Raw genomic sequence first — 19,037 nt, 5'->3', positions numbered from 1 at the left:
CGTCTCACTTGCACAAGGGGTCAGTGCCGCGGATTAATAAAAAAAACGCCTCGGCGGTAATCCAAGGATACCACCGAGACGTCACGCGGAACCGCATACGATGCGGTGAGGAATTATCAATGAGGACGGCTCTTTCCGCTACTGGTGTCTGGCACAAGCCTCCTGTGACGGAGACTTGCACCAGTCACTTTCAGGAGAGTACATTCCTGAAATTACTTCGTAGGAACCACAACAAATCGGGCACCGCTGTGGTTTCTGACCAGCAGCAACACACTGTCCTTCCCTTTTGCTTCTTTCAATCCTTGATTGAATTGATCCATCGAAGAGACTTCAGTTGTCCCAATTTTTTCAATAATCATGCCTTTCATTAAACCGACTTCTTCAGCAGCACTACCAGGCTCGACAGAAGTGATCACCACTCCCTTGACATGATCCGAGTAGCCTAACTGATTCGCCAGTTCTTCAGTTAAAGGTTGAACTTCAATCTTCAGTTCATTCACACTCGTTTTCTGCTTCTCTTGCTTTTTACCTTCCAGAGGCTTTTCATCTTTCGCGACCGAGAAGCTCTTCGGCATTTCCTTCATGGTGAGATTTTTATTGATGCGTTTGCCATCTCGTAAAACCTCCATCATGTAGGATTTACCAACAACCAGCTGTTCCACAATTCCCTGAAGGTTACGAGGTCCGGAGACATCCTTATTCGCAAAGTTCAGAATAATGTCACCTGTTTGCAAACCGGCTGCTTCCGCAGGAGAACCTTCCATCACCTGTGTGATGATAGCTCCCTGGCCGACTTTAATGTCAAAGGATTGCGCCAGTTCATTGCTGATTGGCTGAATGCCAACACCCAGGAAGGAACGTTTTACTACTCCGTGATCAATTAACTGACCGGAAACCCAGCGAGCCATGTTCACAGGAATCGCGAATCCAACACCATCGTATCCACCGCTGCGGCTGGAAATGGCAGTGTTGATCCCAATGACTTCACCACGCAAGTTCAACAGCGGACCACCACTGTTACCAGGGTTAATGGCGGCATCGGTCTGCAGGTAGTCTTCGCGGTCATTGATGCCTGGCCCACGACCTTTGGCACTGATGATACCGTTCGTCACACTCATTCCGATCCCGAAGGGATTTCCAATCGCCAGTACCCAGTCACCAATTTCCATTTGAGAGCTGTCGCCCATAGGCAGTGCCTTCAGGTCTGGTGCATCAATTTTGATCACAGCCACATCAGAACGGGGATCCATCCGAATGTCGCTTGCAGTAAAGACACGACCATCATTCAAGGTCACTTTGACCACGTCGGCGCCATTGACCACGTGTGAGTTAGTCATCACCAGACCCGACTTATTGATAATAAATCCGGAACCGGTCCCCATTTTTCGAGGTGCCCGTCGCCGAGGCTGATTTTGCTGGTTCTGGAATTGCTTGAACATGTCCTTGAAACGGGGATCATTTTCAAACAGGTCTTGAAACGGTGAATTATCACCAAAGGGCATCGCTTTGGAATCAGCGATTTGAGATGTTTTACTGACTGTTTCAATCGACACAATCGCCGGCATTGCCCTGCGGCTGATATCACGAAATACATTCGACAATTCTTGTACGGTCGCCGCCGCAGGGACATCCGGGCTCGTATCTTTTTGAGCCATCCCAACCGCTGCGCCAACCAGACAGGCGCTACCTATGATAGCGAACATCCAGTTTCGATTTCCTGTTAACGCTTTCATTAAAATTACCCTCCTACTTTTAATGGCTTAAAGCTCTACCTGAGGCCATCACTTTTATGGAATTAATACTAAAAAAGACACGCGACTCAAATCCCAAATTTACCTTTCAAAAATTACGCTGTTACAAAAATTGTGAAGCTCATATCTGCCTCATCGTTGGAAATATGACCTTGCTGCGTGCACATTTTTGAACTTTGTTAATTCATCAAGCGGCTGGACTGATTAATACTACGAGCTAAGTCGGGAGATCTGTTGGGGCCGCTTGGAAAAAAAGATGGGATTTTGTGCCTGTCAACTCGCTACAGAATCTGAACTTGCCCTGAAAACCTGAATATTTTTCAACCAATTCCCTGAATCTCTGCTTTTTTGTTTTCTTCAAATCGATGCTAATGTTAATATTTCTAGATACTTAGGGAGGTTGTTTATCTCCTGTGCGGGCCTTACTTATGCAATGAATCGATTGACCATTTTGATGTTCCCTAACGGCATTAAATAAGAGGTGACGTACATGCTTTACGATCTCAGCCCCGCAGAGATCGATCAACTCCTTGACGAGTGTCAACAAAATCTGGGTTATCGCTTTTCGGATGGCGAATTGTTAAAGTGCTGTCTGACACATACCTCTGCCGCCAAAACACGCATTGATTCGAATGAACGATTGGAATTTCTTGGCGACGCTATTCTGGGATCGGTCGTCTGCGAACAACTGTTTCACCAATTTCCGAATGCCCCCGAAGGTGAACTGACGCGGATCAAATCAGCCGTCGTCAGCCGAAATACCTGCACCAGACTGGCACGGGAAAAAGGATTGGATCGTTTCATTTTCGTCGGCAAGGGGCTGGCGATGACTGAAACTCTTCCCGAATCATTATTAGCAGGCATGTTTGAGGCGATCATTGCCGGCATCTACCTGGATGGCGGCATGGAGCCGGTACACGGCTTTCTCGATCCGCTGATTGAACGCGAGAACGCCAAAGCATCCCGCTCTGTCCACGGGTTCAATTACAAAAGCCTGCTGCAGCAATATTCACAAAAGCGATTCGCACAGACTCCCGTTTACGAACTGCTGGATGAAAAAGGCCCCGACCATTCCAAGTTTTTCAAGGTCACTGCTATCATCGGCGATCATCAATATGAACCGGCCTGGGGTTCCACCAAAAAAGAAGCAGAGCAACGTGCCGCCTTCAATGCCTTACGCATGAATGAAGACGAAAGCGACGAAGAATGGGAACTGCCGGCACTCCCGGATCATTCCTGAGATCGCCTTGAAAGAACCGATATTCTCATCGCCCTCTATTAATGAGAAAGGGCCGAGAGAATACGGGAATTCTCTCGGCTCTAAGATGGGGATGATGTTTTGGAGTGGCCCAGGATGGGCTGACCCGCCTCCACGGGTCGGAAGGATTGTCTCTCTCTTCTCTTGAATTTTAAAGTCTCTCAACTCTTTAAAATTCGATGGGTCTCTCTCTTTACCCAGAGCAGACATAATGCAGTAACCGTGCCAATCGACTCGGAGCATTTCCTCTTTTTTCGCCAATCGTTCTATAACGCCTGAAAACAAGGGAAATTCATTTTTTGTTTTTCTGACGTGCTGTTTCGCATTAAGTCAAATTGCAATTCTTGCAAAGCGAAAACCCGGAGTTTGAGCCGTGAAATGTAAGACTTACAACCCTGTCATACCGACTGGAGGGCCGGTTATTGATTCAGCGCGCCGTTTTTGCACTGGAATCGATGACCTCGATCGAGAGTTTGCCGACTGCCTGCAGGATGGGAAGAAAGATTGCCAGTGGAGCCGGGGCATTGTCTGACAGACTGGAATCTGCCAGCTTGATATGTCCTGCGCCAATCCCCCCTTTTCCCAAGGTGGCATCGAGTGGAATCCAGCGGTTATCCAGAAACACTTCGGTCCACATATGGCCGCCAAAACTGGACCGACTGGGAATATAGACCAACCCCACCGCGACCCGGGAAGGCAACTTTTGAGCCCGCAACATCGCCGCCAGCAGGACAGCATGTTCCGTACAATCCCCTTCCATATTCCTGGCCACCTCCGCTGCCGACGCCAGGGCGGTTGAGAAATTCTTCTTCTTCAGGTTTTGATGAACATAGCGTTCCATCAAAATTGCCTGTTTCCAGGGGTTCTGCACAGATTTGACCGCAGCCGCGGCATATTTCATCACACGTGGATCATCCGACTGGATAAACTGGGTCGGCTCTTTATACTCGTCATCCACTTTCGCTTCCGGGAACTGCGTCGGCACCGGTGCCTTTACGACGGTTAGTTCTACACTCCGCTCGTCCCGTTTTTTCACCTGCTGGGTGTCTCCACTCACCAGGAACTCGGCGGGGTCACCATCGTCCAGCGTCAGCTGATAAACGACCTTTTCCGTATTATGTGCTCCGGGAATCGGAGTGACTTTAATCAGCGTCTGAACGGCCAGATCCAATTCCCCGCCCGACAGTTCTTCCAGAGCCACCTTTTTACTGACAATATAGGTCAGCATGGACGACCCCAGAAAATCAGCCGCCGTCTTGGGGATTTCTCCCTCTTTCGTGACATACAAATCGACGACCATGCCAGGGAGCAACTCCTGCTTCATCTTGACGTGCAGACATTTCTCTTCCACGCCGCCATGCAATTCGACTGTTTCATAATCCAAGGCGTTCAGACTGACCTTCGATACTTTATTATATTCCGGCAGCAACATCGAAAATGATTTCTGCTCTCCCGGCTGCATCGGAGCATCTTTAAACATTTGTTCGAGATAACTGGGGGAATGAAACGCAGGTTCCCACTTCAATTGAGACCGCGTCACCTGGTTGGCGATTTTGGTTTCGACAGTGAGCTGCCCCCCTTTGACTTTGCCCTCTGAAACCGTAGAGTCGGCGGGCGGGTTTTTCATTTGAAACGTATACGACAACAGTTCCCCAGTTGGTGTTTCTGTTGTCTTTAAATGTGTCTCCATATTCAGCGTTTGCCCAAAACGCTTTAGTTTCAGGTAGGAATCGCTTTGATTGTGAACCACCTTGTTTTCCCCGTGGTCATCAATGCGGGTTTGTGAATAGGCATAGCCGATCCGCTGGTTATTCACATAAATCACCTGCCAGACTTCTGCATCCTTCACAGCCACAACGCCGGCAGACTTGCTGTCCGTTTCAGTTGTCTTGGCATCTCCCTCCCGCGCAGGGCTCTGAGAACAGGCAGAAAGACCTGAGAACAACAGAATCAGGATGAAACAGCCCAGGATGGCGTTGATGCGACTGGAGTTGATGAGAACTGTCATTTTCTGAACTTTCCCCGAACTCAAATAAGGCTGAACGACATAAGATAAGAAAACTTGATCCCGGACATAAAAAAATCCCCACGATGCAAACCTGAATCGCAGGGATTATTTTATCTATTTTGTATGTCACCGGGAAAGCGGAATTGATTCAATATCCGTCCCTCAATCGAGATCATCTTCATCATCGACCGCAGCGACATCTTCATCTTCGACTTCCAAATCATCAGCATCATCGTCGGTTTCGTCAGCGTCAATTTCTGCTTCCTCAGCAGGTTTCACGACTTCTTCTTCTTCGACGGGCGCTTTCGTAACCGCGACTTCGCCATCCAGAGGCTCTTTAATTGGCTGGATAAAGTACAGCTTCTTCGCGTTTTTCGTACGCAATTGTTCAATGCGTTCCTCAGCAGCACTTCGCTGATCATAGGAAAAACGAGACTCTTCCTTCATACTGCCAGTGAAAACACCCCAGAATAACCGCCGACGGACTTCCGCCTTGGCTGCTTTTTTCTTGCGGGTAGCCTTCTTCTTTTTAGCGGCTTTTTTCTTCTTAGGAGATGCTTTTTCTTCCGCTTCGGCAGCTTCTGCCTGACGCCGCATTTCCAGACGACTTGGTGACTTTCGAGCCATTGTTTATTCTTTGGTAAAATAGAACTCTATTAATTGTTGAAATGGGAATTCCCTGAGCCAGTTAGCATAACATTTCATTTCTGGAATGACTACGCACAAAGAACACCTCTGTGCACGAAGAACGCATTTTTTTGAAGTTTGGGCCTGAAAAGGGGCTCGAATCAGATGCACTCTCATGACTTTCCTGCCTGAAGACGTCCCCTGTTTGGCAAAACCCAGACCCAAAAATATACATACGACCATACGCCCACATAAATGATGCGATTCTCCCCGATATTCAACTCACAACACAACAAAACCTTATCTCTATATTATATATACACTTACAAAAAAACACACCTCACCATACCCAAGAACATTTAACCAATTCCATCGAAATAATCAGAATAACTTATTTAACCGGACCCCGATAACCGATCATCAGGATAGCAATCTAATTGTTTCGTTTGCGCAGCAGGAATGACTCACCGTGTAAACCGGACAATTGATATAGCTTTGATGTAATGGACGAAAACACAAAACTCAATTGGGAACGGAGTTGTTCATGAAACGGTATCGTAAGTGGGTCTTAACGCTGGGGATCATGGCGGTGACTCCCGGTATCACAATGGCCGGACCCTTGGATTTCTTCAGCAAGAAATCTGATCAGTCTAGTTCGACCGCTGTATCCGGCAGTATTACTAACAATCAGAAAGTCGCGAATGAAATCGCCGACGTTCTGAGAAAAGCCCGGCTGACCGGCTACAACATGGAAATCGAATACAACAAAGGAGTTGCAGTACTCTCGGGTAAAATCCCGACCGCTGCTCAAAAAGCTCAGGCCACCAGCTTGATTTCAAGAATCAACGGTGTCTCCCGTGTTGATAATCGACTGGAAGTCACTCAAGTCGCTCAGAAACAGGTTCCGACACTGGGAGCCGAAAGCAGAAAATCAAGTCTGAATCCCTTCCGTAAACCTGCGGAAATCACTCAAGCCTCGGTTTCTGACCCGTTTCTGAAAGGCGGACTGCAACAGGCTCAATTTGAACAATCTGTTGAAAATCGACGTTCTAACGTTCAACCTGTTTCTTATCAGGCTCCAGGCCGTCAAGCTGCTCCTGCCCGTGCGATGAATAATCAGCAAATGGCAGAACAGCTGGCAAAAGCTCTGGGACCAGCCCTGGCTTCTGCTCATGATGTAGAAATTCGGTTCAAAAATGGAACAGCAATCCTGCAGGGAGCCATCGGAAGCCCACAGGAAAAGCAAATGGCGACTCAAATCGCTCAACGGGTTCCCGGCGTCCAACAGGTGGAAAACCGTCTGCAACTGATGCAGGCAGCTCCCCGACAGGCCTCCATGATTCAGCCCACGAACTACATGAATTATCAGGCTCCTCACCCCGGCCCCGCCGGAGCTCCACAGATGGCCCCTCAAATGGCACCACAACCTGGAGTAGGGGGAGCGAACAATGTTTACAACAGTCCTCACCTGCCTGAAACAGCCTGGCCAACCTACGCAAACTACCCTAACTATGCACAGGTTGCCTATCCAAGCCAATACAGTGCAAGTGCATTCCCTTACATCGGGCCATTCTATCCCTACCCACAAGTGCCATTGGGATGGCGACAGGCTCAACTCGAATGGGATGACGGATCCTGGAAATTAAACTTCCGACCACGCACCGATCGCTGGTGGTGGTTCATGAATCCGAAAAACTGGTAATCACCAGCAGACGGATCAGACAATACAGCCTTCCGGAATGAGTTTTTCTTCCGGAAGGTTTTTTTACAGACAAGAGATGACAGGCAAAAGAGACGACTTGAGACGCGTCCTGGTAAAGCCAAACTTAATGTAAGTTTTATCGTTTAAATCGTCAAAATCGTCAAATTCTCACAAGATTATCGGACAGACGGCCCGATAAGAAGAATATGGAATCATGTTCTTGCGAAACAGGCAGGATGCCAAGAGACAGAACATGACATCTCCTTACCAGAGCAAGATGCTCTCTAACACTGAAAACGGAGTTCTCCTTTTGAAAACAACTTCGTTAAAATCACCCGGAGGAAGAAGGATGTTCAAAATCGGGAAGCAATTCAGCCGTGCTTTGCTTTTGGGCTGTGCCTGCTTGTTAACAATGAATGCCAGCGGTTGTACGCTGCTCAAAGGTGCGATCGAAGTGACCTACGCCGGCTCAGTCTTCTGGCGTACCACTCCTTTAATCCCTGTGACGGCCTACTGGTCACAGCTGATTGAAGACACGTACTGGGAAGAAGAACGCTACGACAAAGTCCAGATCCTGGATCCGGTCGAAGGCGAACACGCTCCCCTGTTCTGTCTTGATCCTCCAAGTCCTGATGAAGTCATCAGAGCACTTCCGGATAAAACCGGTGGCGGAGTCTGGTTCCTGGCAGAAACGACTCGCAACAACGTCCGCATGGTTGTCGAACCGATTGTAGACCGCATCGGCGAATGCCGGTTCTACCCCATGGTCGGCCCTGCTCGTCAGCACCACTGTCACTACAAGTGCACCGTGTACTACGACAAAACCATCCGTTCCGACTGGCCCGTTCCCTTCTCGAACACCGATCAGACCAAAGAAGTCGTTTACATCGACCACGACCACCTGATCCGCTGTGCCGGACCACAGTCTGAATAAGAACTCAGAGAAAACATGATTCGCTGAACAACCAGCAGAATCCAAAACTACCCACCAGCAAAGCCGATGATTCTTACCGGGTGAAAGAGTCATCGGCTTTCGCATGCGCGGAAATAGAAAACGGCAATTTTCTGGATAGGGGTAGGAAGGACCGGTTGCTTCCGGTCCCCCCTCCCTCCGAACCGGACGTGCGGTTCTCCCGCATCCGGCTCTCCGGTTGGTAGTTTTACCTCTGCGAGGATTGACTGGCCAGAACATGGGATTGTTTCAAGGAGAACAGTCCCTGTTCGGCAAAATAAGCATTGGGCCAGCGTAAATGATCGTGTCCTCGTCCGCGACCTTTGCCTTTACGACGTTTCCGAAGTATACTTCGCAGACGCATGCGAACCCACTGATCCAGGATGGTATACGTGGAAGGCTGGCAGTGTTGAAAATAATTGAACCAGCCACGTAGCGTCGGGTTGAGCTGTGCAATGATGCATTGAAGGCTATGCCCGTTCGTCCGCCTCGTCTTCTGCCGAATGGAGTCTTTGAATTTCTGGAGACTTTTCTTTCGAGGGAAGCGATAACGCCCCTGGAAAGTGTAACCCAGAAAATCGAAGCTCCCCTCGGCCATGTCGACGATGTGAGTCTTGTCCGGATGCAGCGTCAGGCCGGCTTCCGCCGTCCACTGCCGCACCATCTCCAAAGCTCGCTCGGCGTCTTCCCGAGTTCGACACAAAATCACGAAGTCGTCTGCGTAACGGACCATCTCAATTCCGGCTCCCGCCATCAAATGGTCGAGGGGATCGAGATAGATGTTGCTGAGCAACGGGCTGATCACCGCTCCCTGGGGGCTCCCACGATCGGGAGTCCATTCGGCAAGGTCATCTAGAATCTGTTGACGCAGAAACATCTCGATCAGCGTCAGCACCTGGCCGTCGCTGATTTTCTCCCGGACCCGATTCATCAACTTATCGTGGGGAATTGTGTCGAAATAGCTCTTCAAATCTGCATCCACCACATATGTGTAACCGCTTTCGAGCAGCGTATCGACACGCTGTAGCGCATCCTTACAGCCGCGCCCGGGACGGAAACCATAGCTTTGCTCGGCGAAATCCCGTTCGAAGATTGGTTCCAGCACTTGGCGTAATGTGGTCTGCACCACCCGATCCCGAGCTGTGGGAATCCCCAGAGGACGCAGTTCCCTGCTCCCCGGCTTGGGAATCCACTGTCGCCGGATTGCCTGCGGTTGGTAGTTTCCTTCCCGCAGTTGTTGCGACAGCTTTCTCAGGTTCGGGATCAATCGCTCGGCGAAGCGTTCGCAGCTGACGTGATCCACACCAGCTGCACCGCCGTTGGCGGCTACTCTACGAAACGCCTGATACAAATTTCGATCACGATCGACTTTATCGATCAGACTGAACCATTGGCCTCCTTTCACCCCCGTTTCGAGGGCCGTCAACATGCGGTCTGTCCAGACACATGGTTCTACCCAGTCCCAGCGGGACGAAGCTTCTCCGACTTGTTTAGCCGCAAACGGCACTCGCGTCGGTTTTTGTTCCCTGTTTCGGTTCATTCCACATCTACCTTCCTGCATCCCTTTGCTCCACGGGCGTTACCCCGCTTCTTCGCTAATATGGATGCTCTGACTCCTACCCAACTGGCTCTTCGTACCGGTCGGCTCCAGAGAATCCGGAATCCGGCACATGAACGCCATCCTTAAGATCGGGCAGGTCTCCCTGCTTCATCACATCAAACCTTCAGACCATTCCGTCTCCAACCACCCCTCGTTGCCCCCGGGACCGACCTGGTTTTGAACCACGGGGCTGACCGTCGCGGAACCGCTGGCAGCGGTCCCGCACCCACTCGGCAGAGTTTCGCACGACGTCACTTGGGCTTCGCCATTCCCTAGCTGGCTCACCACAACGAAAAGCCGAATCGAGTTCGTTATCCTACGGACTAGTCGTTCACATCCGGTTGCTCTCCACCTCCTCTCACGAGAACGCAGTTACCTTCTGTTACGAAGTTCAGGTCAAACTTCGGCAAGGACTTTCACTTCGCTGATTCAATGCGCTTGCAGGCGCACTAGGGGCGAGTCTGTGTGCTCGCCCGCCTGGCGAGATTCAACATTGTTTCAGGTTGTGAGTGGAACCAGAAAAAACATTCGCACGTCGACATAAATACCGCGCAAGCCCTGCGGGCGGCCATATAGGGCCGCCTCTTCCGTAACACGGGTTGGCAGCGTTATAAACCAGCACCATCGGACCAGTCTAGCGATGGCACATGCACGTCTGATCTGGTGTGAATCTCGGAACGTATCGGGATGTTTTTCTATCATGAGCGAGATGTAAACACGCACAATTATCGCAAAGAAAAAAGCGGACTCCATTTGAGAGTCCGCTTTGGTGTGGTTCTTTGCTTGTAGGAATAAGTGCTACCATAAAAAACACGAGATGGGATTACCTGGTACGCGTTTGCTGGTTAAACGGCGGCTGCTTCCTCACTGCAGATGGCTGAAATCAGTTCGACCATCTTTTTGCGATTCACGGGTTTCGTGATGTGATCGTTGCAGCCTGCATTGATACATTTTTCACGGTCTCCTTCCATCGCATTGGCCGTCAGAGAAATGATTGGCCCGGAATAACCGTGTTCGCGAATTTTCTGCGTCGCTTCATAGCCGTCCAGAACCGGCATCTGCATGTCCATCAGAATCACATCATACAACAGCCCGATCTCCAGCGCTTTCAACGCTGCCTGACGTGCGACTTCTCCGTTTTCGGCTACCGTCACTTCCGCGCCGGCTTTTTTCAGAATAAAGGCAATCAGTTTCTGATTGTCAGGGCCATCCTCGGCCAACAGAATCTTTCTCCCTTTCAAAGGGAATTCCTGAATGACACAGTATTGCGGATTCTTTTCCGCGGTGGATTGTGTTTCCTGAGAAACGGGCTGTGTTAATTCCTGTAGTCGTTCGACCCCCTCCAGGTTTCCGGTACACACTGCTGCACTGAAACGGGACCCTTGATTGAGTTCACTGGTCACCGAAATGTCTCCGCCCAACATGTTTGCCAGACGTTTGCAAATCGTGAGTCCCAACCCGGTTCCACCATATTTCCGTGTCGTTGACGAGTCGGCTTGAGTAAACGGGCGGAACAGATTCGACAATTGTGACTCGGTCATTCCGATGCCCTGGTCGATCACCGTAAATTGAATTTGCGGTTCTTGTCCGGGGGCTTCCAGAAGTTCTGTTTCCAGTCGTATCGTGCCGACTTCTGTGAATTTGATCGCGTTCCCAATCAGGTTGATCAGGATCTGCCGGATGCGTGTCGGGTCTGATTGGATTTTTGAGGGCAAGGGGAATTGATAACCGGCTTCCAGCTTCAAGCCTTTCGCTTCGGCCCGGACCTGAACCAGTTCCAGCACCTCTTCTACAATTGTCTGAGGCGAACAGGCAATCGATTCGATATCCAGTTTTCCTGCTTCGATTTTTGACAGGTCCAGAATATCGTTGATCAATTCCATCAAGTGCCCGCCGTTACGTTTGATCGTATCCAGCGAATCCATAAACAACTCGGGCATCTGATGTGTTTTGGCTTCCAGCTCCAGAATTTCCGTATATCCCAGGATCGCCGTCATCGGCGTCCGGATTTCATGGCTCATGTTTGCCAGAAACGCACTCTTGGATTGGTTGGCCGTTTCTGCTTCACGGCGTAATGTTTTCTGTTCTCGCAGCAGTTGCAACGCACGGATGGCGTTTCTGACGCGGGCCTTGATTTCCGAATCGGTTGCCGGCTTCGGAATATAATCGAAGGCCCCTTCCTCAAATGCGCGGGTAATCCCTTTTCCGTCGTTATGAGAAGTGACCATGATCACGGCAACTTCTTCGATTTTGTAATTTTCGCGAATTTCATGCAAGACGGCAAAACCGTCCAGAATCGGCATTTCCACGTCGAGTAAAACAATATCCGGCTTTAGTTCATGAACTTTCTGTCGTCCGTCTTCGCCATCGACGGCAGTATGCAATTCATAATCGTCCTGAGTCAGTGCGGTACAGAGAATGCGTCGTACGACATCTGAATCATCAACAATCAGAATTTTGGATAATTGCTTATTCATGTTTTTCTTTTCCAGCTGAGCACAGAAATTGACTGCGGGCGTAAAACGAGGATGACACGCTGTAAAGCTAGGACAAAGAAATTCCCCGATACGAAATGAATCAATAAATCAACGTTTTTTTAAGCTGATGTGAAAGAGGGAGGTCCGGTTACATCGCTTAAGCAAATTCTTCCGCAATTTACAGTGAGGGATAACGACCACACAAACTGATAGGTCTTTTCTGCAGTGCGTGAGTTTCGTTCAGTCGTCGGAAACACGCAGTGCGGGGATTTCCTGCTTGAGGGTCTCCAGCGTTGCATCTGAAACGCTCGTATTGCTGAGACTGAGTTCCACCAGATTTGGTGTGGAAGCGAGATACGACACCCCGGCATCGGTCACATTGGTGTGATCCAGGATCAAGACATTGAGCTTCGGCAACCGGGCCAGAATTTTTAAGCTCTGATCGGTAATCTGTGTGCCGTCCAATACCAGTGTTTCCAGATTTTTTAATCGGGAGAGAAACACGGTACTCTCATCGGTTACGTTGCAACCAGACAGATTTAATTTTCTCAGCGTCTCCTGGTTGGAATCCTGACAAAGTGCTTTCAGTTCAGCCTCCGGAAAATGAGATTGTTCCAGTGAGACCCTTTCCAAACCATCCCTCCTGAGAATGGTTTCCAGACACGATTCCTCAAACGAGCAGCCTTCGATGTTCAATCTCTGGAGTGCCGGCAATTCTGCGATAGCCTCGGCTCGCGCGGTATCGATGGTGATATCCTCTAAACCCAGCACCTGCAGTTTGGGAAACTGTTTGAGCAACTTTAACTGCTGATCAAAGTCAGCCGGAGGTTTACCGGGGGGCTGACGCAAATAGACGCCGGTGAGCGAATATTGATACAAACGGACGGTCAGGGGAATCAGAGATTTCTCTCTTAGATCACCATACTCGGCAGTGACGAGCTGGCCTTGTTCGGTCGGATACTTTGAGAACAGAAAGGCCCCCTGTTGCTGGAGAGTCGCAACAGCCAGATGGAATTCGATTAGCACATAAAAAGCATACACACTACCGGCGATGATCAATATCAGAACGGCAAACAGGCTGCGATGGAGGAGAATCCGACTGTTGTTGGGATTCTTTGAAACAACCGTCGATTCTACCTCGCCACTCATTATGATTCCTGTTTCTTCAGCGGGCCGTCCAGCCACCGTCGACGGTCACCATACTCCCTGTCATATAACTCGATGCATCGCTGGCCAGGAAAATTGCGGCGCCTTGAATTTCTTCCATCTTGGCCCAGCGGTTCATTGCCACGGCGCCCACGATGAATTTCTTGATCTCTTCGGTTTCCGCAAACGGTTCATTCATCGGCGTGAGAAACGGCCCCGGGCAAATCGCATTGCAGGTGATGCCGTATTCACACAGCTCCAGGCCCAGTGCCCGCGTCATCTGGACCATGGCCCCTTTACTGGCGGTGTAAGGCGTGCGGTTGGACATCCCCACCAGTCCCAGCGTACTGGCTAAATTGATAATCCGACCATACTTCGCCTGCTTCATATGCGGCACGACCGACTTGGCACACAACCAGGGGCCGGTCACATTTACATTCTGGACTTCCTGAAATTCTTCGAGCGTCAATTCATCAATGGGGCCGCGAATATTAATTCCCGCGTTATTGATTAGAATATCAATTTTTCCGAATTCCGAAATCGCCCGATCTGTCATCGCAGCAACCTGCTCCGCGTTCGTGACATCTGCCTGGACCCCGATCGCCTTTACGCCGTAGTCTTTCACAATTTGTGCCGCCGTCGCTTCGACTTCATCCTGATGCCGACTCGTCAACAATACATTCGCGCCTGCAGACGCCAGACCTTCCGCCATGGCTGATCCCAGACCTTTGGAGCCCCCCGTAATGATGGCAGCACGTCCCGTTAAATCGAACAGTTTGATTCCAGGCAGCATGGAAGTTCCTTCCTCTTAGATGGTTTCTCAACAGGTTGAATGCACGGAAATATGTTTCTGATACGCAGGCTCCGTTTCCGGAAAATCACTGCGATAATGGACGCCGCGACTCTCTTTACGTTCAATCGCAGAGGTAATCATCAGCTGTGCGACGAGCAGCATGTTCTGCAGCTCCCAGCCACTCAATGTTTTGAATTCGCGATCGACAACATAACGACTCCAGAAGTCGACCTTGTCTTTCGCGTTTTGCAGTGACTCTGCATTGCGCGTAATGCCGACATCACGCCACATCAGACTGGCTAACGAGTTGCGCAGGTCTTTGCTGTTTAAATCTTCATCCGAACGCTTTTCTTTGTCCCAGTCAGGCAGCAGGGAAGCGGTGAACTGATCGGGCTGACTGAGTGCCGCCGCTGAAGCACCGCGTCCCGCAGCAGCGCCGAAGATCAAGCCTTCCAGAAGACTGTTTGAAGCCAGGCGGTTACTGCCATGCAGACCGGTCGAGGTGACTTCGCCGGCCGCCCAGAGATGGGGAACCGAAGTGCGTGCCTGCAGGTCAGTCTTCACACCGCCGATCATATAATGCGCGCCGGGACGCACGGGAATCTGATCTTTGGATAAATCCAGACCGAAGCCGGCACAGACTTTTCCGATGTTGGGGAACCGTTCCTTAATCAACGCGGGATCCAGATGGGTTAGATCGAGATAAACACATGAATGGTTCGTCTTCAGCATGCGATCGGTGATCGCCCGGCTGACCACATCACGGTGTGCCAGTTCCTGATCGGGATGATATTCGGACATAAACCGCAGGCCGTTGCAGTCGCGCAAATAAGCGCCTTCGCCGCGCACCGCTTCGGAAATCAGATAGCGGGCTCCCCCCGCGATATATAAGACGGTCGGATGAAACTGCATGAATTCCATATCCTGCAGCAAGGCTCCCGCCCGAAATGCGATGGCATGACCGTCGCCTGTTGCCAGCGGCGGATTAGTTGATTCACGAAACAGACAGCCTGCGCCACCCGTTGCCAGAATGACCTGTTTGGCCCAGACCAGTGTTTTTCCGTGATAGCGATTCCAGATAATCGCACCGCGGCATTTGCCGTCTTCGGTGACCAAGTCCAGGGTCGGCGTTTTCGTCCAGGTTTGAATGGAGGGGCGATCATGTACGGCGGAGACCAGCGATCGCATCAGCTCGCGACCCGTCGCATCCCCCATGGCATGTGCCACACGACGATGGCTGTGCCCCCCTTCTTTGGTGAGTGCGATTTTACCGTCTTCGGTATCAAAATCGGTGCCGATCTCGATTAATTCCTGAATGTGCCGTGGTGCTACCTGGCAGACATATTCCACCAGTTCTTTATCACACAAATCCTTGCCGGCTGCCAGGGTGTCTTGAATATGGTTCGTAATATTATCCAGTGGGTCGAGTACACCGGCGATGCCCCCCTGTGCATAAGCGCTGTTCGACTGAGACACCTTTCCCTTGTTGACGATAATCGTTTCCAGGCGGGGATCGATTTCCAGCGCGGCTCGCGAACCAGCCACACCGCCACCGATAATCAGGACATCGGTGAAGATGTGGGGAATTCGTTTCGGATTGATACGAGCAAGATAGCGTTGACCGGGTTCAATGAGAATCGGATCCAAGTCTGCGTGCTCCTTAACCTCGTTCGTTTGAAGCTGCGAGACAGGGCAGCCCCGCGGAAATCAGATTGTCATACAGGAAAAACCACCATCGACGGCGATATTCGTTCCGGTAATAAAGCTACCCGCTTTCCCAGCTGCCATCAGCAACACGGCTCCCGCCAGTTCTTCCGGATCACCAAAACGATTCGTCGGTGTATGATTCATAATACTGGCGACACGCTCCGGTGTCAGCACTTTTCGATTCTGTTCTGCTGGAAAAAAGCCGGGAGACAGGGCATTCACACGAATTCCGCGTTCTGCCCATTCGCGCGCCAGGTTTTGCGTCAGGTTCAACACAGCCGCTTTTGATGCGGAATACGTAAACACGCGGGAGAGCGGCGTGATCGCACTCATCGAAGCAATGTTGATGATCGAGCCGGCCACGTTCTCATCCAGCATCGCCTGGCCAAATACCTGGCAGGCTACTTTGACGCTCAAGAGGTTGACGCGGAAAATCTTTTCCCATTCTTCATCGCTGATTTCCAGGAATGGTGTCGCGGCGTTAATCCCCGCACCATTCACCAGAATGTCAACCATCTGGCCTTTGGCTTTCAGATGCGCGACCAGCGCTTCGAGATCAGAGCGGCTGGTGGAGTCGGCCGCGAAAAACTCGGCACTCCCCTTTAGCGTTTCTATCTGCTTCACACGACTGTCGCCATTTTCCGCATTGCGACCAACGATCACCACGTGCGCGCCGGCTTGCGCCAGTGCATCCGCGATCGCGCCTCCCAGAACTCCGGTTCCGCCAATCACAACAGCCGTCTTACCAGACAGGCCGAACAAGGCCTGCAAATATCCGGATGAGTTACTTTCACTCATCACATACCACCTTCTCTATCTCGATAAATCAACACACAGTCGTTGAGGGAGCGATTAACCAATAAATTCCAGTTTGACCGGATTAGGGATGATGCCGGCTTCGTAACCCCGGTCCAGCAAGAGCGCGACGGCTTCACGGCCTTTTTCGCCGAAGTCCAGAGTCCAGTCGTTCACATACATACCCACAAATTTATCAGCGCTGCCCCGATTCAAATCGCGACCATACTTCAACGCATGGTCGAGGGCTTCGTCACGATGTTCCAGGCCGTACTCTATGCTGCGTTTCAGAATCGCAGTCACTTCTTCCATCATTTCCTGGCCCATGTCTTTCCGAATCGCATTCGCGCCCAATGGCAAAGGCAGACCGGTGTCTTCATACCACCACTTGCCCAGATCGACGACCAGTTTCAGTCCCTGGTTTCCATAAGTCAGCTGGCCTTCGTGAATGATCAGGCCGGCATCGAACTTGCCTTGTTCAACCAGATTCAGAATCTCATCGAAGGGATGCTCTTCGTATTCGAAATCATCGCCCAGCAACAATTTCAAAGCCAGAAATGCGGTGGTCAGTTTGCCGGGAATCGCAATCTTTTTGCCTCGCAGATCATCGATTGACCAGGCTTCGCGGGCCACGACCATCGGCCCGTATTGATCACCCATCGAAGCGCCACACGAACAGATGGCATAAGTATCCGTCAGATAAGCATAACCATGCAGGCTGACAGCCGTCAGCTCCAGTTCTGCATTGAAGGCACGCTGATTGAGTGTCTCAATATCTTGTAACTCATGAGTAAATCGATACTTACCTGTTTCGATCTTATCATTCGCCAATGCATGGAACATAAAGGCATCGTCCGGATCTGGACTGTGGCCTACCTGAATTAATACTTTCTCATCGGTCATCATGGATCACACACTAATTAAATTGAAGGGGAAAACCAAACGATTGAACACCGGCCCAAAGACCAGTCTCAATTGCAGAATACAGTTAAAAAATTCTTTGCAAGACACTATAGAGAGTTCCCCACAACTTAGCCACCTTCCAGCAAAAACAACTTCCCCAGCCAGATCCACGAACCGATGAGGAAAAAACGGCAGAGGAAACAGATCAAACGTATGTATATCGAAATAGTGCAGTTTTTTGTAGGGTTCACCCCTACGATTGAGAAGGCGTGTTGCCAATCATCACCCGCGCTCAAACCCCAGGATCTTCTCCAGCAGGTCAGCCGGTTGATCTTCCGGGTGAACCGGGAGTTCGCGGCATTCTTTAATGTTGCGGAAAAACGTATGTTGCCGTTTGGCGAAACGGCGGGTCTGCTGTTTTAGCAGTTCGACCGCTCGCTCGTAGGAATGCGTGCCTTCCAGATAATCGATCAGTTCCTTATATCCCAGTGCCTGACGGGCGGTACGGCTCATGGGAGGGTCGGCTGTCAGGAGCTGTTTCACTTCGTCCAGCAGGCCTTCTTCCAGCATCTGATCGACGCGAAGATTAATCCGCTCGTATAGCCATTCCCGATCCGGCAACAACCAGTAAACATGCGCCGGACATTCTTCCGGAGTCAGAATTCCTTCCGCGTGCTGGGCCGAAAGGGGGACGCCGGAAACGTGGTACACTTCCAGTGCCCGCGCCACGCGGCGGACATCGTTCGGATGCAGCTTCTCCGCCGAGACCGGATCGACGGCCGCTAGCCGGCGGTGCAGAGCTTCATTTCCTTCGGTCTCTGCCAGTGTTTCCATTTCGCGACGATAATCCCAGTCGGCAGAGGGACCGTTAAACACCCCGCGCAATATCGCCCGTAAATAGAGACCCGTGCCTCCTACAAACAGCGGCGTGCGCCCCCGCTCGATGATCTCACGGCAGCAGATTTCCGCCGCCTCAAAATAATCGGCTACGCTGTATTTTTCATGCACATCGATCAGGTCCAGCAGATGGTGCGGCACCCGTTCGCGCTCGGCCGCGGAGGCTTTCGCGGTACCGATATCCATGCCTCTATACAGCGACATCGAATCCATTGCCAGGATTTCTGCATTGAGATGTTCCGCCAGCAACAGGCTCAGCTCAGTCTTGCCGCACGCGGTCGGACCTGCCAGAAACCAGCACTGTTGAAGGACTTCCGTTGGAAATTGCATAATCAATTCATCTCATATCAACCGGACCACACACGTCCAAAAGAGTAAGACTCTTGCGGCCCGGACTCGTCATTTTCAGTTCATTTGGCTA

At 50.8% G+C, this 19,037-nt stretch carries 15 protein-coding genes; 3 read left to right on the top strand and 12 right to left on the bottom strand.

Going from position 1 to position 19,037, the window contains the following annotated elements; genetic code table 11:
• Positions 1–212: 212 nt before the first annotated feature.
• Complete coding sequence (locus Enr17x_RS26175; RefSeq protein ID WP_145312893.1) at positions 213–1,733, bottom strand: Do family serine endopeptidase; 1,521 nt, start codon at positions 1,731–1,733, stop codon at positions 213–215.
• Between the two features lie 508 nt (positions 1,734–2,241).
• On the opposite strand from Enr17x_RS26175, the gene rnc reads away from it, so the two are divergent.
• Entirely contained in the window at positions 2,242–2,991 is a 750-nt protein-coding gene (gene rnc / locus Enr17x_RS26170; RefSeq protein ID WP_145312891.1) for a ribonuclease III, read from the top strand.
• 445 nt (positions 2,992–3,436) lie between these two features.
• On the opposite strand, the gene Enr17x_RS26165 is transcribed toward rnc, so the two are convergent.
• A complete protein-coding gene (locus Enr17x_RS26165) occupies positions 3,437–5,017 on the bottom strand; it encodes a transglutaminase-like domain-containing protein (protein ID WP_145312889.1) in 1,581 nt (526 codons plus the stop codon).
• A 162-nt stretch (positions 5,018–5,179) separates the two neighbouring features.
• Complete coding sequence (locus tag Enr17x_RS26160; protein ID WP_145312888.1) at positions 5,180–5,644, bottom strand: hypothetical protein; 465 nt, start codon at positions 5,642–5,644, stop codon at positions 5,180–5,182.
• Positions 5,645–6,188: 544 nt separating this feature from the next.
• Between Enr17x_RS26160 and Enr17x_RS26155 the strand changes: the two genes are divergently transcribed.
• Together Enr17x_RS26155 and Enr17x_RS26150 are read left to right on the top strand one after the other, a co-directional pair.
• Entirely contained in the window at positions 6,189–7,346 is a 1,158-nt protein-coding gene (locus tag Enr17x_RS26155) for a BON domain-containing protein (protein ID WP_145312886.1), read from the top strand.
• 349 nt (positions 7,347–7,695) lie between these two features.
• Entirely contained in the window at positions 7,696–8,280 is a 585-nt protein-coding gene (locus tag Enr17x_RS26150) for a hypothetical protein (protein WP_145222006.1), read from the top strand.
• 226 nt (positions 8,281–8,506) lie between these two features.
• On the opposite strand, the gene ltrA is transcribed toward Enr17x_RS26150, so the two are convergent.
• From ltrA to miaA, 9 genes are all read right to left on the bottom strand, one after another.
• Entirely contained in the window at positions 8,507–9,838 is a 1,332-nt protein-coding gene (gene ltrA, locus Enr17x_RS26145) for a group II intron reverse transcriptase/maturase (RefSeq protein ID WP_198000815.1), read from the bottom strand.
• 171 nt (positions 9,839–10,009) lie between these two features.
• Positions 10,010–10,183, bottom strand: coding sequence for a hypothetical protein (locus tag Enr17x_RS29780; protein ID WP_198000726.1), 174 nt, complete (start codon positions 10,181–10,183; stop codon positions 10,010–10,012).
• A 560-nt stretch (positions 10,184–10,743) separates the two neighbouring features.
• Positions 10,744–12,375, bottom strand: a complete 1,632-nt coding sequence (locus tag Enr17x_RS26140) for a response regulator (protein WP_145312884.1) — start codon at positions 12,373–12,375, stop codon at positions 10,744–10,746.
• 240 nt (positions 12,376–12,615) lie between these two features.
• Entirely contained in the window at positions 12,616–13,524 is a 909-nt protein-coding gene (locus Enr17x_RS26135; protein ID WP_145312882.1) for a leucine-rich repeat domain-containing protein, read from the bottom strand.
• 16 nt (positions 13,525–13,540) lie between these two features.
• On the bottom strand, positions 13,541–14,314 hold the full coding sequence (locus tag Enr17x_RS26130; protein WP_145312880.1) for an SDR family NAD(P)-dependent oxidoreductase: 774 nt from the start codon (positions 14,312–14,314) through the stop codon (positions 13,541–13,543).
• 27 nt (positions 14,315–14,341) lie between these two features.
• Positions 14,342–15,961, bottom strand: a complete 1,620-nt coding sequence (gene nadB / locus Enr17x_RS26125) for an L-aspartate oxidase (RefSeq protein WP_145312878.1) — start codon at positions 15,959–15,961, stop codon at positions 14,342–14,344.
• A 60-nt stretch (positions 15,962–16,021) separates the two neighbouring features.
• Entirely contained in the window at positions 16,022–16,819 is a 798-nt protein-coding gene (locus Enr17x_RS26120; protein ID WP_145312876.1) for an SDR family oxidoreductase, read from the bottom strand.
• 54 nt (positions 16,820–16,873) lie between these two features.
• Positions 16,874–17,722, bottom strand: a complete 849-nt coding sequence (locus Enr17x_RS26115; protein ID WP_145312873.1) for a menaquinone biosynthesis family protein — start codon at positions 17,720–17,722, stop codon at positions 16,874–16,876.
• A gap of 279 nt (positions 17,723–18,001) precedes the next feature.
• Positions 18,002–18,946 (bottom strand): tRNA (adenosine(37)-N6)-dimethylallyltransferase MiaA, encoded by a 945-nt coding sequence (gene miaA / locus Enr17x_RS26110; RefSeq protein WP_145312871.1) that lies wholly within the window; start codon positions 18,944–18,946, stop codon positions 18,002–18,004.
• Between the last annotated feature and the right edge of the window lie 91 nt (positions 18,947–19,037).

It is taken from the genome of Gimesia fumaroli, from assembly GCF_007754425.1.
In the GTDB taxonomy this organism is placed as follows: Bacteria; Planctomycetota; Planctomycetia; order Planctomycetales; family Planctomycetaceae; genus Gimesia; species Gimesia fumaroli.
The sequence above is the reverse complement of the archived record's forward strand: the minus strand, read 5'-3'. Positions and strand labels throughout refer to the sequence as shown.